This window comes from Bacillus sp. P4_D3, assembly GCF_056401855.1.
In genome coordinates this window covers 24,288-41,935 of sequence record NZ_JBFUIN010000005.1, presented here as the reverse complement: position 1 = coordinate 41,935, position 17,648 = coordinate 24,288, and the positions used below count along the sequence as shown (strand labels likewise).

At 37.4% G+C, this 17,648-nt stretch carries 19 protein-coding genes; 14 read left to right on the top strand and 5 right to left on the bottom strand.

All coding sequences use genetic code 11. The annotated features are described in order from the left end of the window. Positions 1-20: 20 nt before the first annotated feature. Positions 21-779: a TrmB family transcriptional regulator gene (locus AC1DTM_RS01950; RefSeq protein WP_078173435.1), complete on the bottom strand. Its 759-nt coding sequence runs from the start codon at positions 777-779 to the stop codon at positions 21-23. 207 nt (positions 780-986) lie between these two features. Here AC1DTM_RS01950 and AC1DTM_RS01945 point away from each other — a divergent pair, with 207 nt between their 5' ends. From AC1DTM_RS01945 to AC1DTM_RS01930, 4 genes are all read left to right on the top strand, one after another. Next, positions 987-2,987 carry a methyl-accepting chemotaxis protein gene (locus AC1DTM_RS01945; RefSeq protein ID WP_477000018.1) on the top strand — a complete coding sequence of 667 codons (2,001 nt, stop codon included), beginning with the start codon at positions 987-989 and terminating at the stop codon, positions 2,985-2,987. A 77-nt stretch (positions 2,988-3,064) separates the two neighbouring features. Further along, on the top strand, positions 3,065-3,367 hold the full coding sequence (locus AC1DTM_RS01940; protein WP_001018862.1) for an MTH1187 family thiamine-binding protein: 303 nt from the start codon (positions 3,065-3,067) through the stop codon (positions 3,365-3,367). Between the two features lie 48 nt (positions 3,368-3,415). Beyond that, positions 3,416-3,661: a YusU family protein gene (locus AC1DTM_RS01935; RefSeq protein WP_001290599.1), complete on the top strand. Its 246-nt coding sequence runs from the start codon at positions 3,416-3,418 to the stop codon at positions 3,659-3,661. Between the two features lie 310 nt (positions 3,662-3,971). Then, positions 3,972-4,889 (top strand): proline dehydrogenase family protein, encoded by a 918-nt coding sequence (locus tag AC1DTM_RS01930; RefSeq protein WP_002112697.1) that lies wholly within the window; start codon positions 3,972-3,974, stop codon positions 4,887-4,889. A gap of 22 nt (positions 4,890-4,911) precedes the next feature. Here AC1DTM_RS01930 and AC1DTM_RS01925 read toward each other — a convergent pair whose 3' ends face one another. Both AC1DTM_RS01925 and AC1DTM_RS01920 read right to left on the bottom strand, forming a co-directional pair. Then, complete coding sequence (locus AC1DTM_RS01925; RefSeq protein WP_033714898.1) at positions 4,912-5,751, bottom strand: D-alanyl-D-alanine carboxypeptidase family protein; 840 nt, start codon at positions 5,749-5,751, stop codon at positions 4,912-4,914. A 97-nt stretch (positions 5,752-5,848) separates the two neighbouring features. After that, a complete protein-coding gene (locus AC1DTM_RS01920) occupies positions 5,849-5,995 on the bottom strand; it encodes a YuzL family protein (RefSeq protein ID WP_002034611.1) in 147 nt (48 codons plus the stop codon). A 238-nt stretch (positions 5,996-6,233) separates the two neighbouring features. On the opposite strand from AC1DTM_RS01920, the gene AC1DTM_RS01915 reads away from it, so the two are divergent. From AC1DTM_RS01915 to AC1DTM_RS01900, 4 genes are all read left to right on the top strand, one after another. Continuing rightward, positions 6,234-8,615 (top strand): 3-hydroxyacyl-CoA dehydrogenase/enoyl-CoA hydratase family protein, encoded by a 2,382-nt coding sequence (locus tag AC1DTM_RS01915; RefSeq protein WP_016106546.1) that lies wholly within the window; start codon positions 6,234-6,236, stop codon positions 8,613-8,615. Positions 8,616-8,636: 21 nt separating this feature from the next. After that, entirely contained in the window at positions 8,637-9,809 is a 1,173-nt protein-coding gene (locus AC1DTM_RS01910) for an acetyl-CoA C-acetyltransferase (RefSeq protein ID WP_016106545.1), read from the top strand. Positions 9,810-10,124: 315 nt separating this feature from the next. Next, on the top strand, positions 10,125-11,909 hold the full coding sequence (locus tag AC1DTM_RS01905; protein ID WP_016106544.1) for an acyl-CoA dehydrogenase family protein: 1,785 nt from the start codon (positions 10,125-10,127) through the stop codon (positions 11,907-11,909). Positions 11,910-12,025: 116 nt separating this feature from the next. Continuing rightward, entirely contained in the window at positions 12,026-12,748 is a 723-nt protein-coding gene (locus tag AC1DTM_RS01900; protein WP_088099650.1) for an MBL fold metallo-hydrolase, read from the top strand. Positions 12,749-12,775: 27 nt separating this feature from the next. Here the strand turns inward: AC1DTM_RS01900 and AC1DTM_RS01895 are convergent, their stop codons facing one another. Further along, positions 12,776-12,904: a hypothetical protein gene (locus AC1DTM_RS01895; protein WP_002112689.1), complete on the bottom strand. Its 129-nt coding sequence runs from the start codon at positions 12,902-12,904 to the stop codon at positions 12,776-12,778. 308 nt (positions 12,905-13,212) lie between these two features. On the opposite strand from AC1DTM_RS01895, the gene AC1DTM_RS01890 reads away from it, so the two are divergent. The 5 genes from AC1DTM_RS01890 to AC1DTM_RS01870 all read left to right on the top strand — a co-directional run bounded on the left by AC1DTM_RS01890 (position 13,213) and on the right by AC1DTM_RS01870 (position 16,040). Beyond that, the gene (locus AC1DTM_RS01890; RefSeq protein WP_002112687.1) at positions 13,213-13,398 is read left to right on the top strand and encodes a hypothetical protein; all 186 of its coding nucleotides are present in this window, start codon (positions 13,213-13,215) and stop codon (positions 13,396-13,398) included. 13 nt (positions 13,399-13,411) lie between these two features. Next, entirely contained in the window at positions 13,412-13,660 is a 249-nt protein-coding gene (locus AC1DTM_RS01885; protein ID WP_002034620.1) for a spore coat protein, read from the top strand. Between the two features lie 140 nt (positions 13,661-13,800). Continuing rightward, positions 13,801-13,956 carry a hypothetical protein gene (locus tag AC1DTM_RS01880; RefSeq protein WP_207634201.1) on the top strand — a complete coding sequence of 52 codons (156 nt, stop codon included), beginning with the start codon at positions 13,801-13,803 and terminating at the stop codon, positions 13,954-13,956. Between the two features lie 97 nt (positions 13,957-14,053). Further along, positions 14,054-15,004 (top strand): L-lactate dehydrogenase, encoded by a 951-nt coding sequence (locus AC1DTM_RS01875; protein ID WP_423747639.1) that lies wholly within the window; start codon positions 14,054-14,056, stop codon positions 15,002-15,004. A gap of 22 nt (positions 15,005-15,026) precedes the next feature. Then, positions 15,027-16,040 (top strand): PTS sugar transporter subunit IIC, encoded by a 1,014-nt coding sequence (locus AC1DTM_RS01870; protein ID WP_002198943.1) that lies wholly within the window; start codon positions 15,027-15,029, stop codon positions 16,038-16,040. 57 nt (positions 16,041-16,097) lie between these two features. Here AC1DTM_RS01870 and AC1DTM_RS01865 read toward each other — a convergent pair whose 3' ends face one another. Then, positions 16,098-16,745, bottom strand: a complete 648-nt coding sequence (locus tag AC1DTM_RS01865; RefSeq protein WP_002112680.1) for a phosphatase PAP2 family protein — start codon at positions 16,743-16,745, stop codon at positions 16,098-16,100. A 144-nt stretch (positions 16,746-16,889) separates the two neighbouring features. On the opposite strand from AC1DTM_RS01865, the gene AC1DTM_RS01860 reads away from it, so the two are divergent. Then, on the top strand, positions 16,890-17,417 hold the full coding sequence (locus AC1DTM_RS01860; protein ID WP_002159989.1) for a hypothetical protein: 528 nt from the start codon (positions 16,890-16,892) through the stop codon (positions 17,415-17,417). The last annotated feature ends 231 nt before the right edge of the window (positions 17,418-17,648 follow it).

Below are 17,648 nucleotides of genomic sequence, written 5' to 3'. Positions count from 1 at the left end.
GCTCCTTTTTTATGATTCATTTAATACCTCAATTTCATCAACAAACTCTTAATTTCCTCATCTTCCATAAAGAGATCATGGTGCTTCTCTGTAATCTTCGCAAGTGCAACGTCATGATAGAAGAACTCCGTAAAGAACTTCACGAAAGGCTGTGACATTGTCTTCATCGCTTGCCATGATTCTTGCTCTACACCAGCAAATAAAATTTCGCGGTCGTCAACGATAAGTAGTAAATAACGCTCTAATGCGTTAGGTTCTTCAGTTGGGATTAGAAAATGCATGTTTTCTAACTCTGTTTTTACTTTTCCAACTATGAGGGACTCGATTTTGACGCCTTGTTTTGCTTTTTGTTCTAGTAAAGGAAGATATTCTAAAAGGGTATCGTTCCATGCTGAGATACGTATGGATTCTTTGGCATCTTCTATAAGTTGCCTACTTTGTACTTTAATAGAAGACTGCATTTTTAAACTCCAAACGCGGTCATCTGTAAATGACTTTTTAGAAATATTATTTTCAAGTTCTTGAATATTAGATTGGAATTCTGTCGTTAACTTTTCAATTGCTAGCTTGAGTGGTAATGCTGTATACAATTTTTTCTTTTCAGAAACAGAATCCATTACCATCCCTTTATCAATGAGTCGTGCTAACACTTCGTATATTTTTGCTTTTGGAACACCTGAATGTTTAACGATAGTTGTTGCATCTAATGGGTCATTGCTTGATACGACAACTTCATAAGCTTGGCTTTCATATTGTGAGAAACCGAATTTTTGTAGCATAGTTCCCTCCGAACGAATGAGATTATAGTTTAAGGATAATGAACTATTTGTGTTTACACAAGTGTTACGATACTAACTAAGTTGATTGAAATGAGAATAAATTTCAATTTTTTAAACTATATAGATTGAGCTTTTAGATTTATCTATTATACTTAATATAGTGATTAATGCAATTAAATTCATCGAGAAGGGGATGCTTGAGGGAAGATGTTGAGAAGTTTACGTTTAAAAATTGCGGTAGTATTTTCGGTGCTTATTTCTATGATGTTTGTAATATTAGGTACAGCTGTGTATCAATTGCAAAAAGAGAAAGAAACGCACTCCTTAGACCAGTATTCTGAAAATACGATGGATCTTGTGACAGAGCAGTTAACTGCATTTATGCAGCGAATTGAAGAAGATATGGGTCATTATGGAAGTCATGATGATATTCAAAACATGCTACAAGATGGGGTTACTCCAGAAGAGGAGAGTTTTATTTTAAAGGAATTTTCAAGGTTTAAAAAGAATCATCCTGATATTTTAGATGTCTACATAGGGACGAAAGATAAAAAAACGTTGAGTGCAAATCTTGCTGATGGGGGAAAAGTACCTGAAGGATATGATCCAACAAGTCGTCCGTGGTATAAAACATCCGAAGCAGATACAAAATCGATTATTTGGGGACAACCACAATATGAAATCGCGACAGGTAAGTTAAGTATTGGAGTTTCAAAAGCCATTGTCAGGCAAGATGGTTCTGTGTTAGGTGTTGTAGCAATGGATGTATCACTAGGGACGATTCAAAAGCTACTCCATAATATTCAATATAATAATGGCGGAGAAATGTTTATTATAAATGATAAAAATATTGCCATTGTGTACCCAGAGAAGGTAGGAAAAGATGTTTCGAAAGAACCACTTGTTAAAAGTTTAAATAAAGATGAAACGAAATTTGCAGCGGCGACATTAGGCGGAAAAGATGTAGTAGCCTATAGTCAATTGTTTGATAAGATGAAATGGAAAATCGGGATTGTATATCCGAAAGAGTCCATTGATAACTTACTAATAGAAACAAGAAATACGGTTATTTTAACGGCGTGTATAAGTTTATTAATTGGAATAGTTGCATCATATATATTCTCAAGAAGATTAGCAAGACCATTACAACTATTAACAAATCACGTTCAAAAAGTAGCGGAAGGTGATTTAACACTACAAATGAAGGTGACAAGTAAAGATGAGGTTGGTACGCTTACGACTCACTTTAATGATATGGTTGAGCAAATGAATGAAATGGTAAGTAAAATTAAAAATAGTGTATCGACAGTACAGCAATCGACTCACAATCTGCATTATTTAACGAATGAAACTGTAGCAGCTAGTAGAGAAGTTTCAGGTGCAATGGATGATGTGAGCGGAGGCGCGTCTACTCTTGCTAATAGTGTAGAGGAGGTTTCAGCGCAACTTGAAAATATGGCGCAGTCGATGGAAGAAATGAATAGTTCCGTTGGTGAAATAAAGGGAGTGACTGGCAAGGCGGAAGAAGCATCTAAGCAGGGACTCAATACGATGCGGAATTTAGTTCGTACAAGAGAACAATCATCTTCTATCGTTGTTCATACGGAAGAAGCATCAGGTAAGTTAGAGCAAAGGGTTGGATCGATTCAAAATGTGGTAGAACTTATAAAAGGTCTTTCGGATCAAACGAATTTACTGGCTTTAAATGCTTCAATTGAAGCAGCACGTGCAGGTGAGCAAGGTAAGGGCTTTGCTGTTGTTGCGGAAGAGGTTCGAAAATTAGCTGAACAATCAAAAGAGGCAACGAGTGAGATTGCAATAATGATTAGCGATGTGCAGTTAGAAGTAAAACGAGTTGTAGAAGTTGTAAGTAAATTGAAAGACATTGCGGATGTACAAAAAAAAGTTACGACAGAGGCAGAGGCTGAATTCCGCACAATTATGTCAGTTGTAAGCACAATTAGTACATCAGTTGGAAAAATTGTAGAAGAGGTAAATAACATAGGTCACGAGCAAGAAGACATTACAGAAGTTATGCAAACAATTGCTAGCACAAGTCAAGAGAGCGCGGCTGTTTCTGAAGAGGTAAATGCAGCAACTGAGTCACAAGTGAATCATTTAGAAAAAGTAGCTCATACGATGGAAAGTTTGACAGATAATATGCAGGACTTAGAGAGAGTGGTTGAGCAGTTTAAAGTAGAAGAGTAACGTATTAGTAAAATGATGAGGATTTCGGTAAAATAGATAATGGATATATAAGAAGCAGTTATAGGAGGAAGATTATTATGGCAATTGTTGATGTATCGATTATTCCAGTAGGAACAGGTAATCCAAGTGTTAGTGAATATGTAGCAGAAGTACAAAAGGTGCTAGAGAAAAATGCTGATCGCGTGAAGTATCAATTAACACCGATGAATACAGTAATTGAAGGAGATCTTCCTGTCATTTTAGAAGTCATTCAACAAATGCATGAAGTTCCATATACGAAAGGTGCACAGCGCGTTGCGACAACAATTCGTATCGATGATCGTCGTGATAAAGTAAGCACGATGGAGAAGAAATTAAACTCTGTTCGATCAAAATTATAAGAAGAAGCAGCGATTTTCGCTGCTTTTTTCATATAGGAGGAAAATAAGATGAGTGAAAAGTTTAATGAGCAGTTTGATGGCTTGCTAGAGAAATACACGGAACTATTACTTGGAGAGAGCAACGAAGAGCGTAAAGAGCAGGTACAGAAATGGGCACTTTATTCTTATATGGCTAAGACGATGCCAGCTTTAGTGAAACATTGGAATGAGACGTATCCAGATGCAAAAGAAGAGATGGTACAGTTAATTACGAATATTAAAAAGCTGAATGATGAGAAGCGAAATGAGAAGTAAGAAGGCTTGAGATAATGTTACCTCAAGTTTTTGCTATTAATATCCTCATATAATTTACAAGAAATATAAATGGTTTTGTGAGCATGTCGAATATTTTCGGCATGCTCATTTTTTCCCTAGTAAACCCGTTTTTTCTGAATGTCGAAAAATATTTTCTTCATATTTACAAACGAGAATATAGGGTTTTAAATGTTTTGATAGTATTTTATAAATTATCTAAATAATTATTTGTATCAAATAATTTTAAACAGTGATATAATTTCGAAGAGGGGTAAAAAACAGATAAATCATAGTCATAGGGGTGAATTACATGGAACAATTAATGCGAAATTCGTTTCTTTTCTTATCTAAAAATAAAGCGCTAACAAAACTGGCTAAAAAGTACGGTTTACGCTTTGGTGCAGGTCGCTTCGTCGCAGGGGAAACGATTGAATTAGCGACAGCTGCAATTAAAGCATTAAATAAGCAAGGTCTTTGTGTAACAATCGATTATTTAGGTGAATTCGTTGATAACGAAGCGGAAGCAAATGAAATGGCTAGCGAATCGATTGAAGCGATTCGTGCAATTGGAAGAGAAGGTCTTAATTCGCAGCTTTCTTTAAAGATGACTTCTATGGGATTAGATATCTCTGACGAAATCGTAATGAACAATATGCGCCGTATTTTAGAAGCTGGAAAAGAAAATGGTGTGTTTATTACAATTGATATGGAAGACTATACGCGCTGCGGGAAAACAATTGATATCTTTAAACAATTAAAATCTGAATACGATAATATTGGTACTGTTATTCAAGCTTACTTATATCGTACAGAAAAGGATATGGAAGATTTAAACGCTTATAATCCTAATTTACGTCTTGTAAAAGGGGCCTATAAAGAACCTGAAGAAGTAGCGTTCCCGGAAAAGAAAGATGTAGATGACAATTATAAAAAAATTATTAAAATGCACTTATTAAATGGAAATTACACTGCAATTGCTTCACATGACGAAGCGATTATTGAATATACAAAAAAACTTGCCGAAGAACACAACATTCCAAGGGATCAATTTGAATTCCAGATGTTATTTGGTATTCGTACAGAGCGTCAACTTGAGCTAGTAAAAGAAGGCTACAAAATGCGCGTTTACGTACCTTATGGAAACGACTGGTATGGCTATTTCATGCGCCGTCTAGCAGAACGTCCAGCAAACGTTGCGTTCGTATTAAAAGGTATGATCAAAAAATAACCAAGGAGAAAATACTCCTTGGTTATTTTAATTGCTGAAATGCGTAGTTCGCCATTTTCTTCGTATCAGGGTATAGCTGTGTACGAGTAGAAGATAACACGACGTTAATGACGCGTTTACCGTCTTTTTCATCAACTGTTACGACTGTGTATTTTCCGAGTGCTGATAAACCGCTTTTACTTCCAATGGCATATGAATCGTCATATAGTTCTTCTCGTCCATAGTTTGCAATTTTTGGAGAGCGCTCTGAAGTATGTAGAGTAGTACGTGTTGAGTTCATATAATCTAAAACAATTGGATACTTTAATGCTTCTTTCGTAATAATAGCAATGTCATAAGGTGATACTTTATTTCCAAGTGCATCAGCACCACTTGCGTTTTTGAAAGTCGCATGCTTTGTACCAAGTTCCTTCGCTCTAGCATTCATCATTTTCACAAACTCTTCTTTTGATCCCGCAATATGTTCAGCGATTGACTCAGCGATTGGGTCTGCACTAATAATAAGCATAAGTTTTAATGCCTCATCACGTTTTAACTTTTCACCCGCGCGAAGCTTAATCTTTTTACTTTGACTTTCCGTTTTAATCGCATTCGCTGTAACCGTAATTTCTTCATCTTCTTTTACATTCTCTAGTAAGAGTAAGGTAGTCATCATTTTCCCTATACTAGCGGGATAAGAGCGTTCATCTTCCCGTTTTCCATACAAAGTTTCACCTGTGTCTGCATCGATTGTAATCCCGTATTGCCCAGTAATGTTAGGCTGATCTGCTCTTACAACTTGTTGCCGTTGTGCATAAGAAAAGAAAATCATCCCTGTAAATAGTGTGGCAATCATTACAATCATAATTATTGTTCGTTTCATCATCGTTCCCTCTTTTGTTTTCCATATGTACAAATAAATTGGGCAGAAAAAGCAGCCATTAATCATTATGCCACGTTCTCTGCCCAAAAATATAGCGTTATTTTTCGCCCATATTATGCTTCTTATATTGTTGGTTATTGCTTTGACGCCCTTTTTCAACACCGTGATTATGCGGACCTGCATTTCCAGTTACACTTGCTGCGCTAATTCCAGCTTTTGAAGGGTTCTTCTTAAGTTTTGCCATATATATTCCTCCAGTTTCGTCAGATTATAAAAAAGGAAAAGTGCATTTTAATAAAGAAAATACACATGTATAGCATAGCCAAATGAAAGAAATATATTTATTTCAGAAAATTTTATCAATAAATATATTGCGAAAATTCAAACTGTATCATATATTTATTAGTAGAGGCTCACTCATTGATTGCGACTTATGTCGAAAAATTGAATGAGCATTCATTCAAGAATAGGGGGAGAAATGGATGTTCCAAATTAAAAAGGCTGCTGTTCTAGGTTCAGGCGTAATGGGTTCAGGGATTGCGGCACACTTAGCTAATATTGGTATTCCGACATTATTGCTTGATATTGTACCACCGGCGCTTACGAAGGAAGAAGAAGCGAAGGGACTTACATTAGAACATAAAAGTGTGAGAAATCGTTTTAGTAACACGGCTTTGCAAAAACTAGTAAAGCAAAAACCAGCTCCTCTGACAGTGAAAGGTAATCTAGCGCTGATTGAAGCAGGTAACTTTGAAGATGATCTTGAGCGTCTTGCTGACGTAGATTGGATTATTGAAGTAGTAGTTGAAAACTTAGATATAAAGAAGAAACTATTTGAAAAAGTAGATGCTGTTCGTAAATCAGGCTCAATTGTGAGCTCAAATACATCAGGCATTTCCGTTGAAAAAATGGCAGAAGGTCGTTCAGACGACTTCCAGAAACACTTCTTAGGAACACACTTTTTTAACCCACCACGATATTTAAAACTTCTAGAGGTAATACCGACGAAAGAAACTGATCCACAAGTATTAAGCTTCATGAAACTATTTGGCGAAGACGTTCTTGGAAAAGGCGTTGTTATCGCAAAAGACACACCAAACTTTATTGGAAACCGCATCGGTACGTATGGCTTGCTTGTAACGCTTCAAGAAATGATTAAGCGTGGCTATAGCATTGGAGAAGTTGACTCTGTAACAGGTCCATTAATTGGTCGTCCGAAGAGCGCAACGTTCCGCACATTAGATGTTGTTGGTTTAGATACATTTGTACACGTTGCAAATAACGTATATGAAAATGTACAAGAAGAAGAGCGCGATGTATTTAAAGTACCTGCTTTCATGCATGACATGCTTGATAAAAAATGGCTTGGAAGTAAAACGGGTCAAGGCTTCTTCTTAAAACAAGGAAAAGAAATTTTAGAATTAAATCCAGAAACGATGGAATATGGAGCGCGCAAAAAATTAAAAGCTGCATCCATCGAGTTAAGTAAGCAAGAAAAAGGATTAGCGAATAAATTGAAAGCGCTTGTATACGCGAAAGATCGCGCAGGAGAGCTGTTATGGAACATTATCACACCAACTCTTTTATACTCTGCAAAACTTCATAAAGAAATTGCTGACGATATCGTTGCAATTGACCAAGCGATGAAATGGGGCTTCGGCTGGGAGCAAGGTCCATTTGAAATTTGGGATGCAATTGGCGTTGAAAAGTCCGTTCAAAAGATGGAAGAAAACGGCGCAGTTGTTCCTGCTTGGGTGAAAGAAATGGTAGAGAAAGGTTTTGCTACTTTCTATAAACATGATAATGGTGATAGCTACTATTACGACAATGGTGAATATAAGCTAATCGAACGTAACAAAAAAGCAATTTCGCTTAAGCAATTAAAAGCGAAAAACGGTGTGTTAAAGAAAAATAGCGGAGCGAGCTTAATTGATTTAGGCGATGGTATCCTTTGCTTAGAATTCCATTCGAAGAGCAATGCAATCGGTATGGATATTACACAAATGATTAACTACGCTGTTGATGAAGTAGAGAAAAATTATAAAGGTCTTGTTATCGGAAACCAATCGAAGAACTTCTGCGTTGGTGCGAACCTTGCAATGATCTTAATGGAAGCACAAGATGACAACTACTTTGAAATTGAGTGGGTTGTGAAAAACTTCCAAGATGCAATGACGAAAATTAAGTATTCTTCTAAGCCAGTTGTAGCAGCGCCATATGGYATGACGCTTGGCGGCGGTACAGAAGTTTGTTTACCAGCAGCGAGCATTCAAGCTTCTAGCGAAACATATATGGGCTTAGTAGAAGTAGGTGTTGGCTTAATCCCTGGCGGAGGCGGTAACAAAGAGCTATACATTAAACACTTAAACAAAATGGCAAACGGTGTAGAATTCGACTTACAAAAAGTTGCGAATAAAGTATTCGAATCCGTAGCGATGGCGAAAGTTTCTACATCAGCGCAAGAAGCTGTCTCTAACAATTTCTTAGGCGATAAAGACGGTATTAGTGTGAATGGTGATCACTTACTATATGATGCGAAACAAAAGGCACTTTCTTTATATGAAACGGGTTATAAAGCGCCGATTCGTAAAAAGATACCAGTTGTTGGTGAAACAGGCTATGCAACGCTTGTACTTGGTGCAGAAGCAATGCATTTATCAGGTTACATTTCTGAACATGATCTTCACATTGCGAAGAAACTTGCATATGTCATTGCGGGCGGAAAAGTGCCGTACGGAACAGAAGTTGATGAGCAGTATTTATTAGATGTAGAACGTGAAGCATTTATTAGCTTAGTAAGTGAGATGAAATCACAAGCAAGAATGCAGCACATGCTTGTAAAAGGAAAGCCATTACGTAACTAATAACGAGGGGAGATATCGTTCATGAGAGAAGCTGTCATTGTTGCGGGAGCAAGAACACCAATTGGAAAAGCAAAGAGGGGTTCATTAAAAACAGTTCGTCCTGACGATCTAGGGGCGTTAGTAGTAAAGGAAACGTTAAAGCGTGCGAATTATGAAGGGCCAATCGACGACTTAATTTTCGGTTGTGCGATGCCAGAAGCAGAACAAGGTTTAAATATGGCTCGTAATATCGGCGGGCTAGCAGGACTTTCTTACGATGTTCCAGCTATTACAATTAACCGTTACTGTTCTTCAGGTTTACAAAGTATCGCTTACGGAGCAGAGCGCATTATGCTTGGGCACTCTGAAGCTGTATTATCAGGCGGAGCGGAATCAATGAGTTTAGTTCCAATGATGGGGCACGTTGTTCGTCCGAATAGTCGCCTTGTAGAAGCTGCTCCAGAATATTATATGGGTATGGGACATACAGCAGAGCAAGTTGCTGTGAAATATGGAATTTCTCGTGAAGAGCAAGATGCATTCGCGGTAAGAAGTCATCAACGTGCTGCAAAAGCATTAGCTGCAGGGAACTTTGCTGATGAAACAGTATCTGTAGATGTAATGTTACGCACTGTTGGAGCAAACAACAAACTGCAAGAAGAAACACGTATTTTCGCACAAGATGAAGGTGTAAGAGCGGAGACGACGCTAGACATTTTAGGTAAATTACGTCCAGCATTTAACGTTCGTGGTTCTGTAACGGCTGGTAACTCTTCACAAATGAGTGATGGAGCAGCATCTGTACTATTAATGGATCGTGAAAAAGCAGTGAGCGATGGCATGAAGCCACTTGCGAAATTCCGTTCATTTGCAGTAGCGGGTGTACCACCAGAAATAATGGGTATCGGTCCAATTGCTGCAATTCCGAAAGCGTTAAAATTAGCTGGTTTAGAGCTATCTGATATCGGTCTATTCGAACTAAATGAAGCATTCGCTTCTCAATCTATCCAAGTTATTCGTGAACTTGGTTTAGATGAAGAAAAAGTGAACGTAAACGGCGGTGCAATCGCACTTGGACATCCACTTGGCTGTACAGGAGCAAAACTAACACTATCCCTTATTCACGAAATGAAACGCCGCAACCAACAATTCGGTATCGTAACAATGTGTATCGGCGGCGGAATGGGAGCAGCGGGAGTATTTGAATTATTATAAAAAAAGTGTAAGCGGCTCGCTCAGAATGTGAGGGGGATGGAGCTTCAGATGTAGAGGCGCTTTTTGCCTCGCAGGAAGAAGCGAAGCCACCGAACATTCTAGCCGCTGGAACTAGATTATAAAAAAAGTGTAAGCGGCTCGCTCAGAATGTGAGGACGCTAAAGCAAAGAATGGAAGCAACAAAGGGGTATCCCGCATTAACGGGCAGTAAAACTCCCACCGATTAAAGTTTCACTTTATAAAAAATAAAAGTGAGAGCCAGCTTCTTTTAAAATGAGAGAAGCGGATTATGAAAATATAAAGGAGGAAATTTTCATGGAAAAAACAGTAGGAAGTGCGGTTAAAGGCGGTAGCTTTTTAGTAGATGAGATTACGATTGATCAAGTGTTTACGCCAGAAGATTTTTCATCTGAGCATAAAATGATTGCAAAAACGACTGAGGACTTTATCGTAAATGAAGTTCTTCCGGAGCTTGAATATTTAGAGCAACACGAGTTTGATCGTTCTGTGCGTCTTTTAAAAGAAGCTGGTGAACTTGGTTTATTAGGTGCTGACGTACCAGAAGAGTACGGCGGAATTGGTCTTGATAAAGTAAGCTCAGCGTTAATCGCAGAGAAATTCTCGCGCGCTGGTGGTTTTGCAATCACTCACGGTGCTCATGTTGGTATCGGATCTTTACCAATCGTATTATTCGGTAACGAAGAGCAAAAGAAAAAATATTTACCATTACTTGCAACTGGTGAAAAATTAGCTGCATATGCATTAACTGAGCCAGGTTCAGGATCTGACGCATTAGGTGCGAAAACAATTGCACGTTTAAATGCAGAAGGTACACATTACGTATTAAACGGTGAAAAACAATGGATTACAAACTCTGCATTTGCTGATGTATTTGTTGTATATGCTAAAGTAGACGGCGAGCACTTCTCGGCATTTATCGTAGAGAAAGAGTATGCTGGCGTATCTACAGGCCCTGAAGAGAAGAAAATGGGTATTAAATGTTCTTCAACTCGTACGTTAATTTTAGAAGATGCATTAGTACCGAAAGAAAACCTACTTGGTGAAATCGGTAAAGGTCATATTATTGCGTTCAACATTTTAAATATCGGTCGTTATAAATTAGGTGTTGGTACAGTTGGATCTGCGAAACGTGCAGTAGAAATTTCAGCACAATATGCAAATCAACGTCAACAGTTCAAACAACCAATCGCTCGCTTCCCATTAATTCAAGAGAAACTTGCGAATATGGCAGCGAAAACATATGCAGCTGAAAGCTCTGTATATCGTACAGTAGGTTTATTCGAAAGTCGCATGAGCACATTATCTGAAGAAGAAGTAAAAGACGGTAAAGCAGTAGCAGCTTCTATCGCTGAATATGCAATCGAGTGCTCTTTAAATAAAGTGTTCGGTTCTGAAGTGTTAGATTATACGGTAGATGAAGGTGTTCAAATTCACGGTGGTTACGGATTTATGGCAGAGTACGAGATTGAAAGAATGTACCGCGATTCTCGTATTAACCGTATTTTCGAAGGCACGAACGAAATTAACCGCCTAATCGTACCAGGTACGTTCTTACGTAAAGCGATGAAAGGTGAATTACCACTTCTTCAAAAAGCACAAAAATTACAAGAAGAGTTAATGATGATGATGCCAGAAGAAGTAGGCGATGAGCCATTAGCACTTCAAAAATATTTAGTAAAGAACGCGAAGAAAATCGGCTTAATGGTAGCTGGATTAGCTGCTCAAAAATATGGTAAAGCATTAGATAAAGAGCAAGAAATTCTTGTGAATATCGCTGACATCGTAAGCAACCTTTACGCAATGGAATCTGCTCTTCTTCGTACAGAAAAAGCAATTAAAACAACTGGTCTTGAAAAGAATAAACAAAAAGTGTTATACACTGAAGTATTCTGCCAAGAAGCATTCAACGAAATCGAAGCAGATGCGAAAGAAACACTTATCGCAGTTGAAAACGGCGACATGCTGCGAATGATGTTATCATCATTACGCAAATTAACTCGCCACACGCCACTTAACGTAATTCCGAAGAAACGTGAAATTGCTGCGAAAATTTTAGAAGATGAGCGTTACACAGTTTAATATATGATGGGGAACCAGTGGCCGTTTGGCTGCTGGTTTTTTTATCGATGGATTCTTGAAAAGGGCTGTTTTACATATGTATTTGTAAACGGCTTTTTTTAATGGAGGTAAAGGAGATGAAGTTAATAAGAGTAGGAACAGTTCACCAAATCGCATTTTTACCGCGTCTATTTCCGATTAACTGTTACTTTGTTGAAGAAGAAACAGGATTAACTTTAATTGATGCTGCTTTACCATTTTGTGCAAAGAAGATTTTAGAAGCGGCTCGAAAAACAGGAAAACCGATTACGAATATCGTTATTACACATGCGCATGATGACCATATAGGGGCGCTCGATGCTATAAAACAAGAATTTCCGAATGTTCCGGTCTATATTTCTAAAAGAGATGCAAGTTTACTTGAAGGGGATTTGTCACTGCAAATAGGGGAACCAGACACGCAGGTAAAAGTAAGTGTGTCAAAAAGGATAAAGACGATTCCAGATATTCTTCTTCAAGAGGGAGATCAAATAGGTTCCCTTGTAGCGATTGCAGCTCCAGGTCATACACCGGGATCAATGGCGTTTTTAGACACGAGAAATGATGCACTCATTGTTGGAGATGCATTTCAAACGAGAGGCGGGATAGCGGTAGCAGGGCAATTAAATTGGCTTTTTCCATTTCCTATGTTTGGTACGTGGGATGCAGAAGTTTCATTAACGAGTGCGCAGAAATTGCTGGAGTATAAGCCGTCTATATTAGCGACAGGGCATGGGAAGATGATTAAAGATCCGTTAGTGCAAATGCAACGGGCGATTGAAGAAGCGGAAAGGAATTTAACAAGAAAGAGCCTCAAATAATTTTGAGGCTCTTTTTGCTAGATGATATTATTTTGCTGGTTTTAAAAATGTGTATATGGCTAAGGAAAAACAAAGGAAAATAAATGCGATAGGATCTTGATATGGATTAGGTTCAGAGCCCTTCTGGATTTCTGTAAGGAAGTCATGTGTTTTCATGTTTATTTCTCCTTTCATTAATAATTTATTATTTGGTGTAAAAGAAGACGAGAGATGATGAATAAGAAAAATGGTGGAATTGCAAAGAATGAGAAGTATTTTAAAGGGATTTTCATGTTAATTATTTTATAGTATATGTCTATATTTTAATGTGAAAATAAAAGTTAAAAATATGTAATTTTGCATATTCGAACACGCGTGTAAAAAAATGAAAACTAGGCTTTGTATACTGCGACTTTTTTTATGCATACAATCCAAAAAAAACCAAATACTAATGACGAATGAAAAAAGAAAGGCGGGTATGTTCTATGCAAAATTTAACAGAGCTTGAAGTAGAAAATTTACGTCATTTAATTGGTGGTCATGCGACGATTATTAACAAATTGGACCAGTATGCACAGGCTTGTACAGATCCAGAGTTGAAACAAATGCTACAAAAGGATGCGCAAGATGCACGAAATACGAAACAACAGTTAATGACTTTTTTAGGATAGGAGGAAGAGAGAAATGAATGAAAAAGATATGGTAAATGATTATTTAGCAGGGTTAAATTCAAGTTTAACAAGTTATGCAAATTATATTTCTCAGTCTGATAATGAACAGTTACATCAAACGTTAATTCAAATTCGTAATCAAGATGAATCTCGTCAACGTAATATGTATGAATACGCAAAGCAAAAAAGTTATTATAAGCCGGCAGCGCCTGCTAATCCAATGATTGTACAGCAACTAAAAAGTCAATTAAGTGCGGAATAATGTGATGGATAAAGTGAAACTTTAATCAGTGTGGGGTTCATCYCCCACTGATTATTAGCCCACACCAATCGGGCGTTTACGGGCAGCCCGACTCCCACCTAACTTCTTTGCTCCAGCCGAATTTTGAGGCGGGAGTTTTATTGCCCGCAAATAGCGGGATGAAACGAGCGAATGGATTCGCTCGTTTTTGTTTTGTATATGTCAATAAATACATAATAAATATTTTTCCAGTTGTAACAAATATGATGAAAATTGAATATGACAATTCACAAAAAGGACAAAAGTTTGTTCAATAATTCACAAAGTATCCATGGTTTCTATCGTAGGAATCTCTATAATTAAGAGTGTAAAGAACAAAAAAATAGATTATATGATCAATTAGGAGAGATTGCTATGAGAAGAAACACAAGAAAAATTGCAATTATCGGTACTGGATTAGTTGGATCAAGCTGTGCGTATTCCATTGTAAACCAAGGGATTTGCGAAGAGCTATTGTTAATTGATATAAATCATGAACGTGCAGTTGGAGAAGCGATGGACTTATCACATTGCATTAACTTTACAAATACAAGAACAAAAGTATATGCAGGAAGTTATGAAGACTGCAAAGATATGGACATTGTCATTATTACAGCAGGACCAGCGCCGAAGCCTGGACAAAGTCGTTTAGACACTTTAGGAGCAAGCGCTAAGATTATGGAAGGTATTGTTGGCGGCGTAATGGAAAGTGGATTTGATGGCATTTTCTTACTCGCATCGAACCCAGTTGACATTATTACATATCAAGTGTGGAAGCTATCTGGATTACCTAGAAATCGTGTGATTGGTACAGGTACATCACTAGATTCTTCTCGCTTAAGAACAATTTTATCTGAAATGTTACATGTAGATCCTCGCAGTATTCATGGGTATTCATTAGGAGAACATGGTGATTCTCAAATGGTTGCTTGGTCTCACGTAACTGTTGGTGGAAAACCGATTTTGCAAATTTTAGAGGAACAAAAAGAACGATTTGGTGAAATAGATTTAGATGAAATTGTGGAGAAGACTGCAAAAGCTGGATGGGAAATTTATAAGCGCAAAGGAACTACTTATTACGGAATCGGAAATTCTCTAGCTTATATTGCTCGCTCAATTTTCAATGATGATCACCGTGTTATCGCTGTTTCAGCTATTTTAGATGGTGAATATGGCGAATACGATATTTGTACAGGAGTGCCAGCAATTATTACTAGAGACGGTATAAGAGAAGTGGTAGAACTGAACTTATTAGAAGATGAAGAAAGCCGCTTTGCAAAATCAAACGATGTTTTACGCGATTATATGAAAACAATTGGTTACTAAATTATAGGAGAAGGTGAAACAAATGAAAGAATATATAATGTCTCGTGTGTTTAAAGCTTCTGCCGGAATCGCACAGGGTATTTTCGTATCCCTTGGAATTGGTTTACTGATCGAAAATATAGGAAGAATTGTTGATATCCCATTACTTATTACAATCGGAGTTGTTGCAAAATCACTTATGGCACCAGCAATTGGAGCCGGGATTGCTTTTATGCTCGGTGCAAACGGACTCGTAATTTTCTCAGCGATGGTAGCTGGAGCAATTGGAGCCGGTTCAATTTCAATTACTGAAGCTGGTCTCATCATTAAAACAGGTGAACCAATCGGTGCATTATTAACAGCGACTTTAGCAGTTTATATTGGTAAACGATTAAGTGGAAAAACTGCTTTAGATATGATGCTCGTTCCATTTGCAGCAATATTAGGTTCTGGTTTAGTCGGTATTTGGTTAGCTCAAAATATTAGCCCAGTTTTAAATACAGTTGGAGCATTCATTAAAGATAGTTCAGCTGGTAGCCCGTTCATCGCTTCTATCGTGATTGCTGTAGTTTGGGGACTATTACTTATCTCTCCAGCTTCATCAGCTGCTTTAGCGATAGCACTTAGCTTAGATGGTGTTGCAGGCGGTGCAGCACTTGCAGGATGTGTTGCTCAGTTTATCGGATTCTCTGTTATTTCAGCGAAAGAAAATAATTTAGGTGGCATATTAGCTCAGGCACTTTGTACTCCAAAAGTACAGTTGCCGAACATTACTAAAAATCCAATGATTCTCGTCCCAACTGTCGTCGCCAGCGCTATAGTAGGCCCAGTATCAGCATTAATTTTCCACCTGGAAGCAGGGAAAGAAATTGCAGGCCTTGGATTAAGCTCTCTTATCGCACCAATTAATTTAATTTCCAGCCAAGGATGGGAAGTTGTCCCAGCGATGATAATCACTTATGTCATCATTCCAGTAGCTGTTTCTTATATACTTTACATCGCTCTTAAAAAAGCAGGTCGTATTCACTCTGGTGATATGACTGTACCGCAATCTTAATTTGAAAATCTCCTTAATATAGAGAAAAGCAGACTGAAGAAGCCACAGTCTGCTTTTTTACATTTTATGATTTCGTTTTACTGGAACGCGTACTGTTTCTTTTGCTAATAATAGCTGAACACCGAAGTATAGTACGCTTGCGAGCGTCATTCCAGAAATGGCGTCTACAAAGGCATGCTGCTTCGTAAATAGCGTTGATAAAATAATAAGCGTACCGAAGAAAGTAAGGATGTAATATTCCAAAGCATGCTGTTCTCTACGCTTAAAGGCAGCTAACATAATTACAAATGTCGTAAGGACATGAATGCTTGGGAAACAGTTTACTGGTTGATCAATACTATAAATATAGCGGACTAGTTCGGAAAATACATCTGTTCCAACGACGGTTGGGCGTGGTACGGTTGTCTGCCAAAAAAAGTAAATCGAAAAACAAGCAAGTTTTCCAAGAATTACACTACTTAAAGTGACATAATATTGCTTTCGATCAGCAAAACAGTAATAAATAAGTGCACCGTATAAGTATGGAAACCAAAGTAAGTAAGGAATAATAAATGCTTTCACAAATGGAATCCAATCATCTACTACAGTTGTGACATCTACTGCGTGAACAGTAGATTTATTTAATACATCGTAAAGGGGACTTACGAGTACGAGTAGAAGTATATAACTTAACGGAAGAAGAGATGAAAGTTTAAATTTCTTCATGATAATCTCCTATGTTTTAGTAATGTAAATAAATTCAATTGATTATAATATAGAAAATCCAATTGGGCTATCGATTTCACTTACATTTTCTTGAATTCACCTTACATTTTTGTCACTTGACTTAAAAGAGGGGGAGGGTGCTATATGAAGCGTTCACTTTATTTCTTATTTTTTATATTGTTATGCCTAGTGGGTACTGGATGTGCCAAGGATAATGAAGGAGATACATTAGAATATAACGGGAGAGCGCTCGTCATTGGAGTTGTTGGTGAAAAGCCGAAAGATACATTTAGAAATATAAAGTTTGAAAACGTGAAGTTAGAAGAGATGCAGGAGAAATCCGAAAAAGTTGATGGTTTTCTCGTCATGAAAGAATATTTTCAAGAAGCATCAAAGGAACAGTATACAGACTTATTTTTATCGTTAAAGAAGCCGGTGTTTTTTATCGGTTTACAAGATAGACCGTATTTGATTTTTACTGAAAAAGATTTAGATTTTGACAATGCTCCAAGGGATAGGGCAATGATGTATACGCAAGGTTTTGTGAATATGGGAAGACCCGAAGGACAATATTGGGGTATAGGGTTATATAATGATACGGTTTCCAATCAAAATATTCATAATATGTATATAGTAGTATTTCAAACCATTTCGGACTATTTAAGTCGATGATGAAGGAGCCTGTAAAAGGGCTTCTTATTTTTTAAATAAACGTTTGTTTAAGATATATGTTCGGTATAGAAAATCATGTTTTCCAACGGTGATATAGAAAAACATGAGATTAATCAAACGTTTGTTTAAGAGGTATGTTCGGTATGGGAAAAGTCATATTTTTCAACGGTGGATGTAGAAAAATATGAAATTAATCAAACGTTTGTTTAAGGTATATGTTCGGTATGAAAG

Excerpts from the sequence above, each read along its gene's own strand:
- AC1DTM_RS01950 (WP_078173435.1), bottom strand. The coding sequence starts at position 779 with ATGCTACAAAAATTCGGTTTCTCACAATATGAAAGCCAAGCTTATGAA.
- AC1DTM_RS01945 (WP_477000018.1), top strand. The coding sequence starts at position 987 with ATGTTGAGAAGTTTACGTTTAAAAATTGCGGTAGTATTTTCGGTGCTT.
- AC1DTM_RS01940 (WP_001018862.1), top strand. The coding sequence starts at position 3,065 with ATGGCAATTGTTGATGTATCGATTATTCCAGTAGGAACAGGTAATCCA.
- AC1DTM_RS01935 (WP_001290599.1), top strand. The coding sequence starts at position 3,416 with ATGAGTGAAAAGTTTAATGAGCAGTTTGATGGCTTGCTAGAGAAATAC.
- AC1DTM_RS01930 (WP_002112697.1), top strand. The coding sequence starts at position 3,972 with ATGGAACAATTAATGCGAAATTCGTTTCTTTTCTTATCTAAAAATAAA.
- AC1DTM_RS01925 (WP_033714898.1), bottom strand. The coding sequence starts at position 5,751 with ATGAAACGAACAATAATTATGATTGTAATGATTGCCACACTATTTACA.
- AC1DTM_RS01920 (WP_002034611.1), bottom strand. The coding sequence starts at position 5,995 with ATGGCAAAACTTAAGAAGAACCCTTCAAAAGCTGGAATTAGCGCAGCA.
- AC1DTM_RS01910 (WP_016106545.1), top strand. The coding sequence starts at position 8,637 with ATGAGAGAAGCTGTCATTGTTGCGGGAGCAAGAACACCAATTGGAAAA.
- AC1DTM_RS01905 (WP_016106544.1), top strand. The coding sequence starts at position 10,125 with ATGGAAAAAACAGTAGGAAGTGCGGTTAAAGGCGGTAGCTTTTTAGTA.
- AC1DTM_RS01900 (WP_088099650.1), top strand. The coding sequence starts at position 12,026 with ATGAAGTTAATAAGAGTAGGAACAGTTCACCAAATCGCATTTTTACCG.
- AC1DTM_RS01895 (WP_002112689.1), bottom strand. The coding sequence starts at position 12,904 with ATGAAAACACATGACTTCCTTACAGAAATCCAGAAGGGCTCTGAACCT.
- AC1DTM_RS01890 (WP_002112687.1), top strand. The coding sequence starts at position 13,213 with ATGCAAAATTTAACAGAGCTTGAAGTAGAAAATTTACGTCATTTAATT.
- AC1DTM_RS01885 (WP_002034620.1), top strand. The coding sequence starts at position 13,412 with ATGAATGAAAAAGATATGGTAAATGATTATTTAGCAGGGTTAAATTCA.
- AC1DTM_RS01875 (WP_423747639.1), top strand. The coding sequence starts at position 14,054 with ATGAGAAGAAACACAAGAAAAATTGCAATTATCGGTACTGGATTAGTT.
- AC1DTM_RS01870 (WP_002198943.1), top strand. The coding sequence starts at position 15,027 with ATGAAAGAATATATAATGTCTCGTGTGTTTAAAGCTTCTGCCGGAATC.
- AC1DTM_RS01865 (WP_002112680.1), bottom strand. The coding sequence starts at position 16,745 with ATGAAGAAATTTAAACTTTCATCTCTTCTTCCGTTAAGTTATATACTT.
- AC1DTM_RS01860 (WP_002159989.1), top strand. The coding sequence starts at position 16,890 with ATGAAGCGTTCACTTTATTTCTTATTTTTTATATTGTTATGCCTAGTG.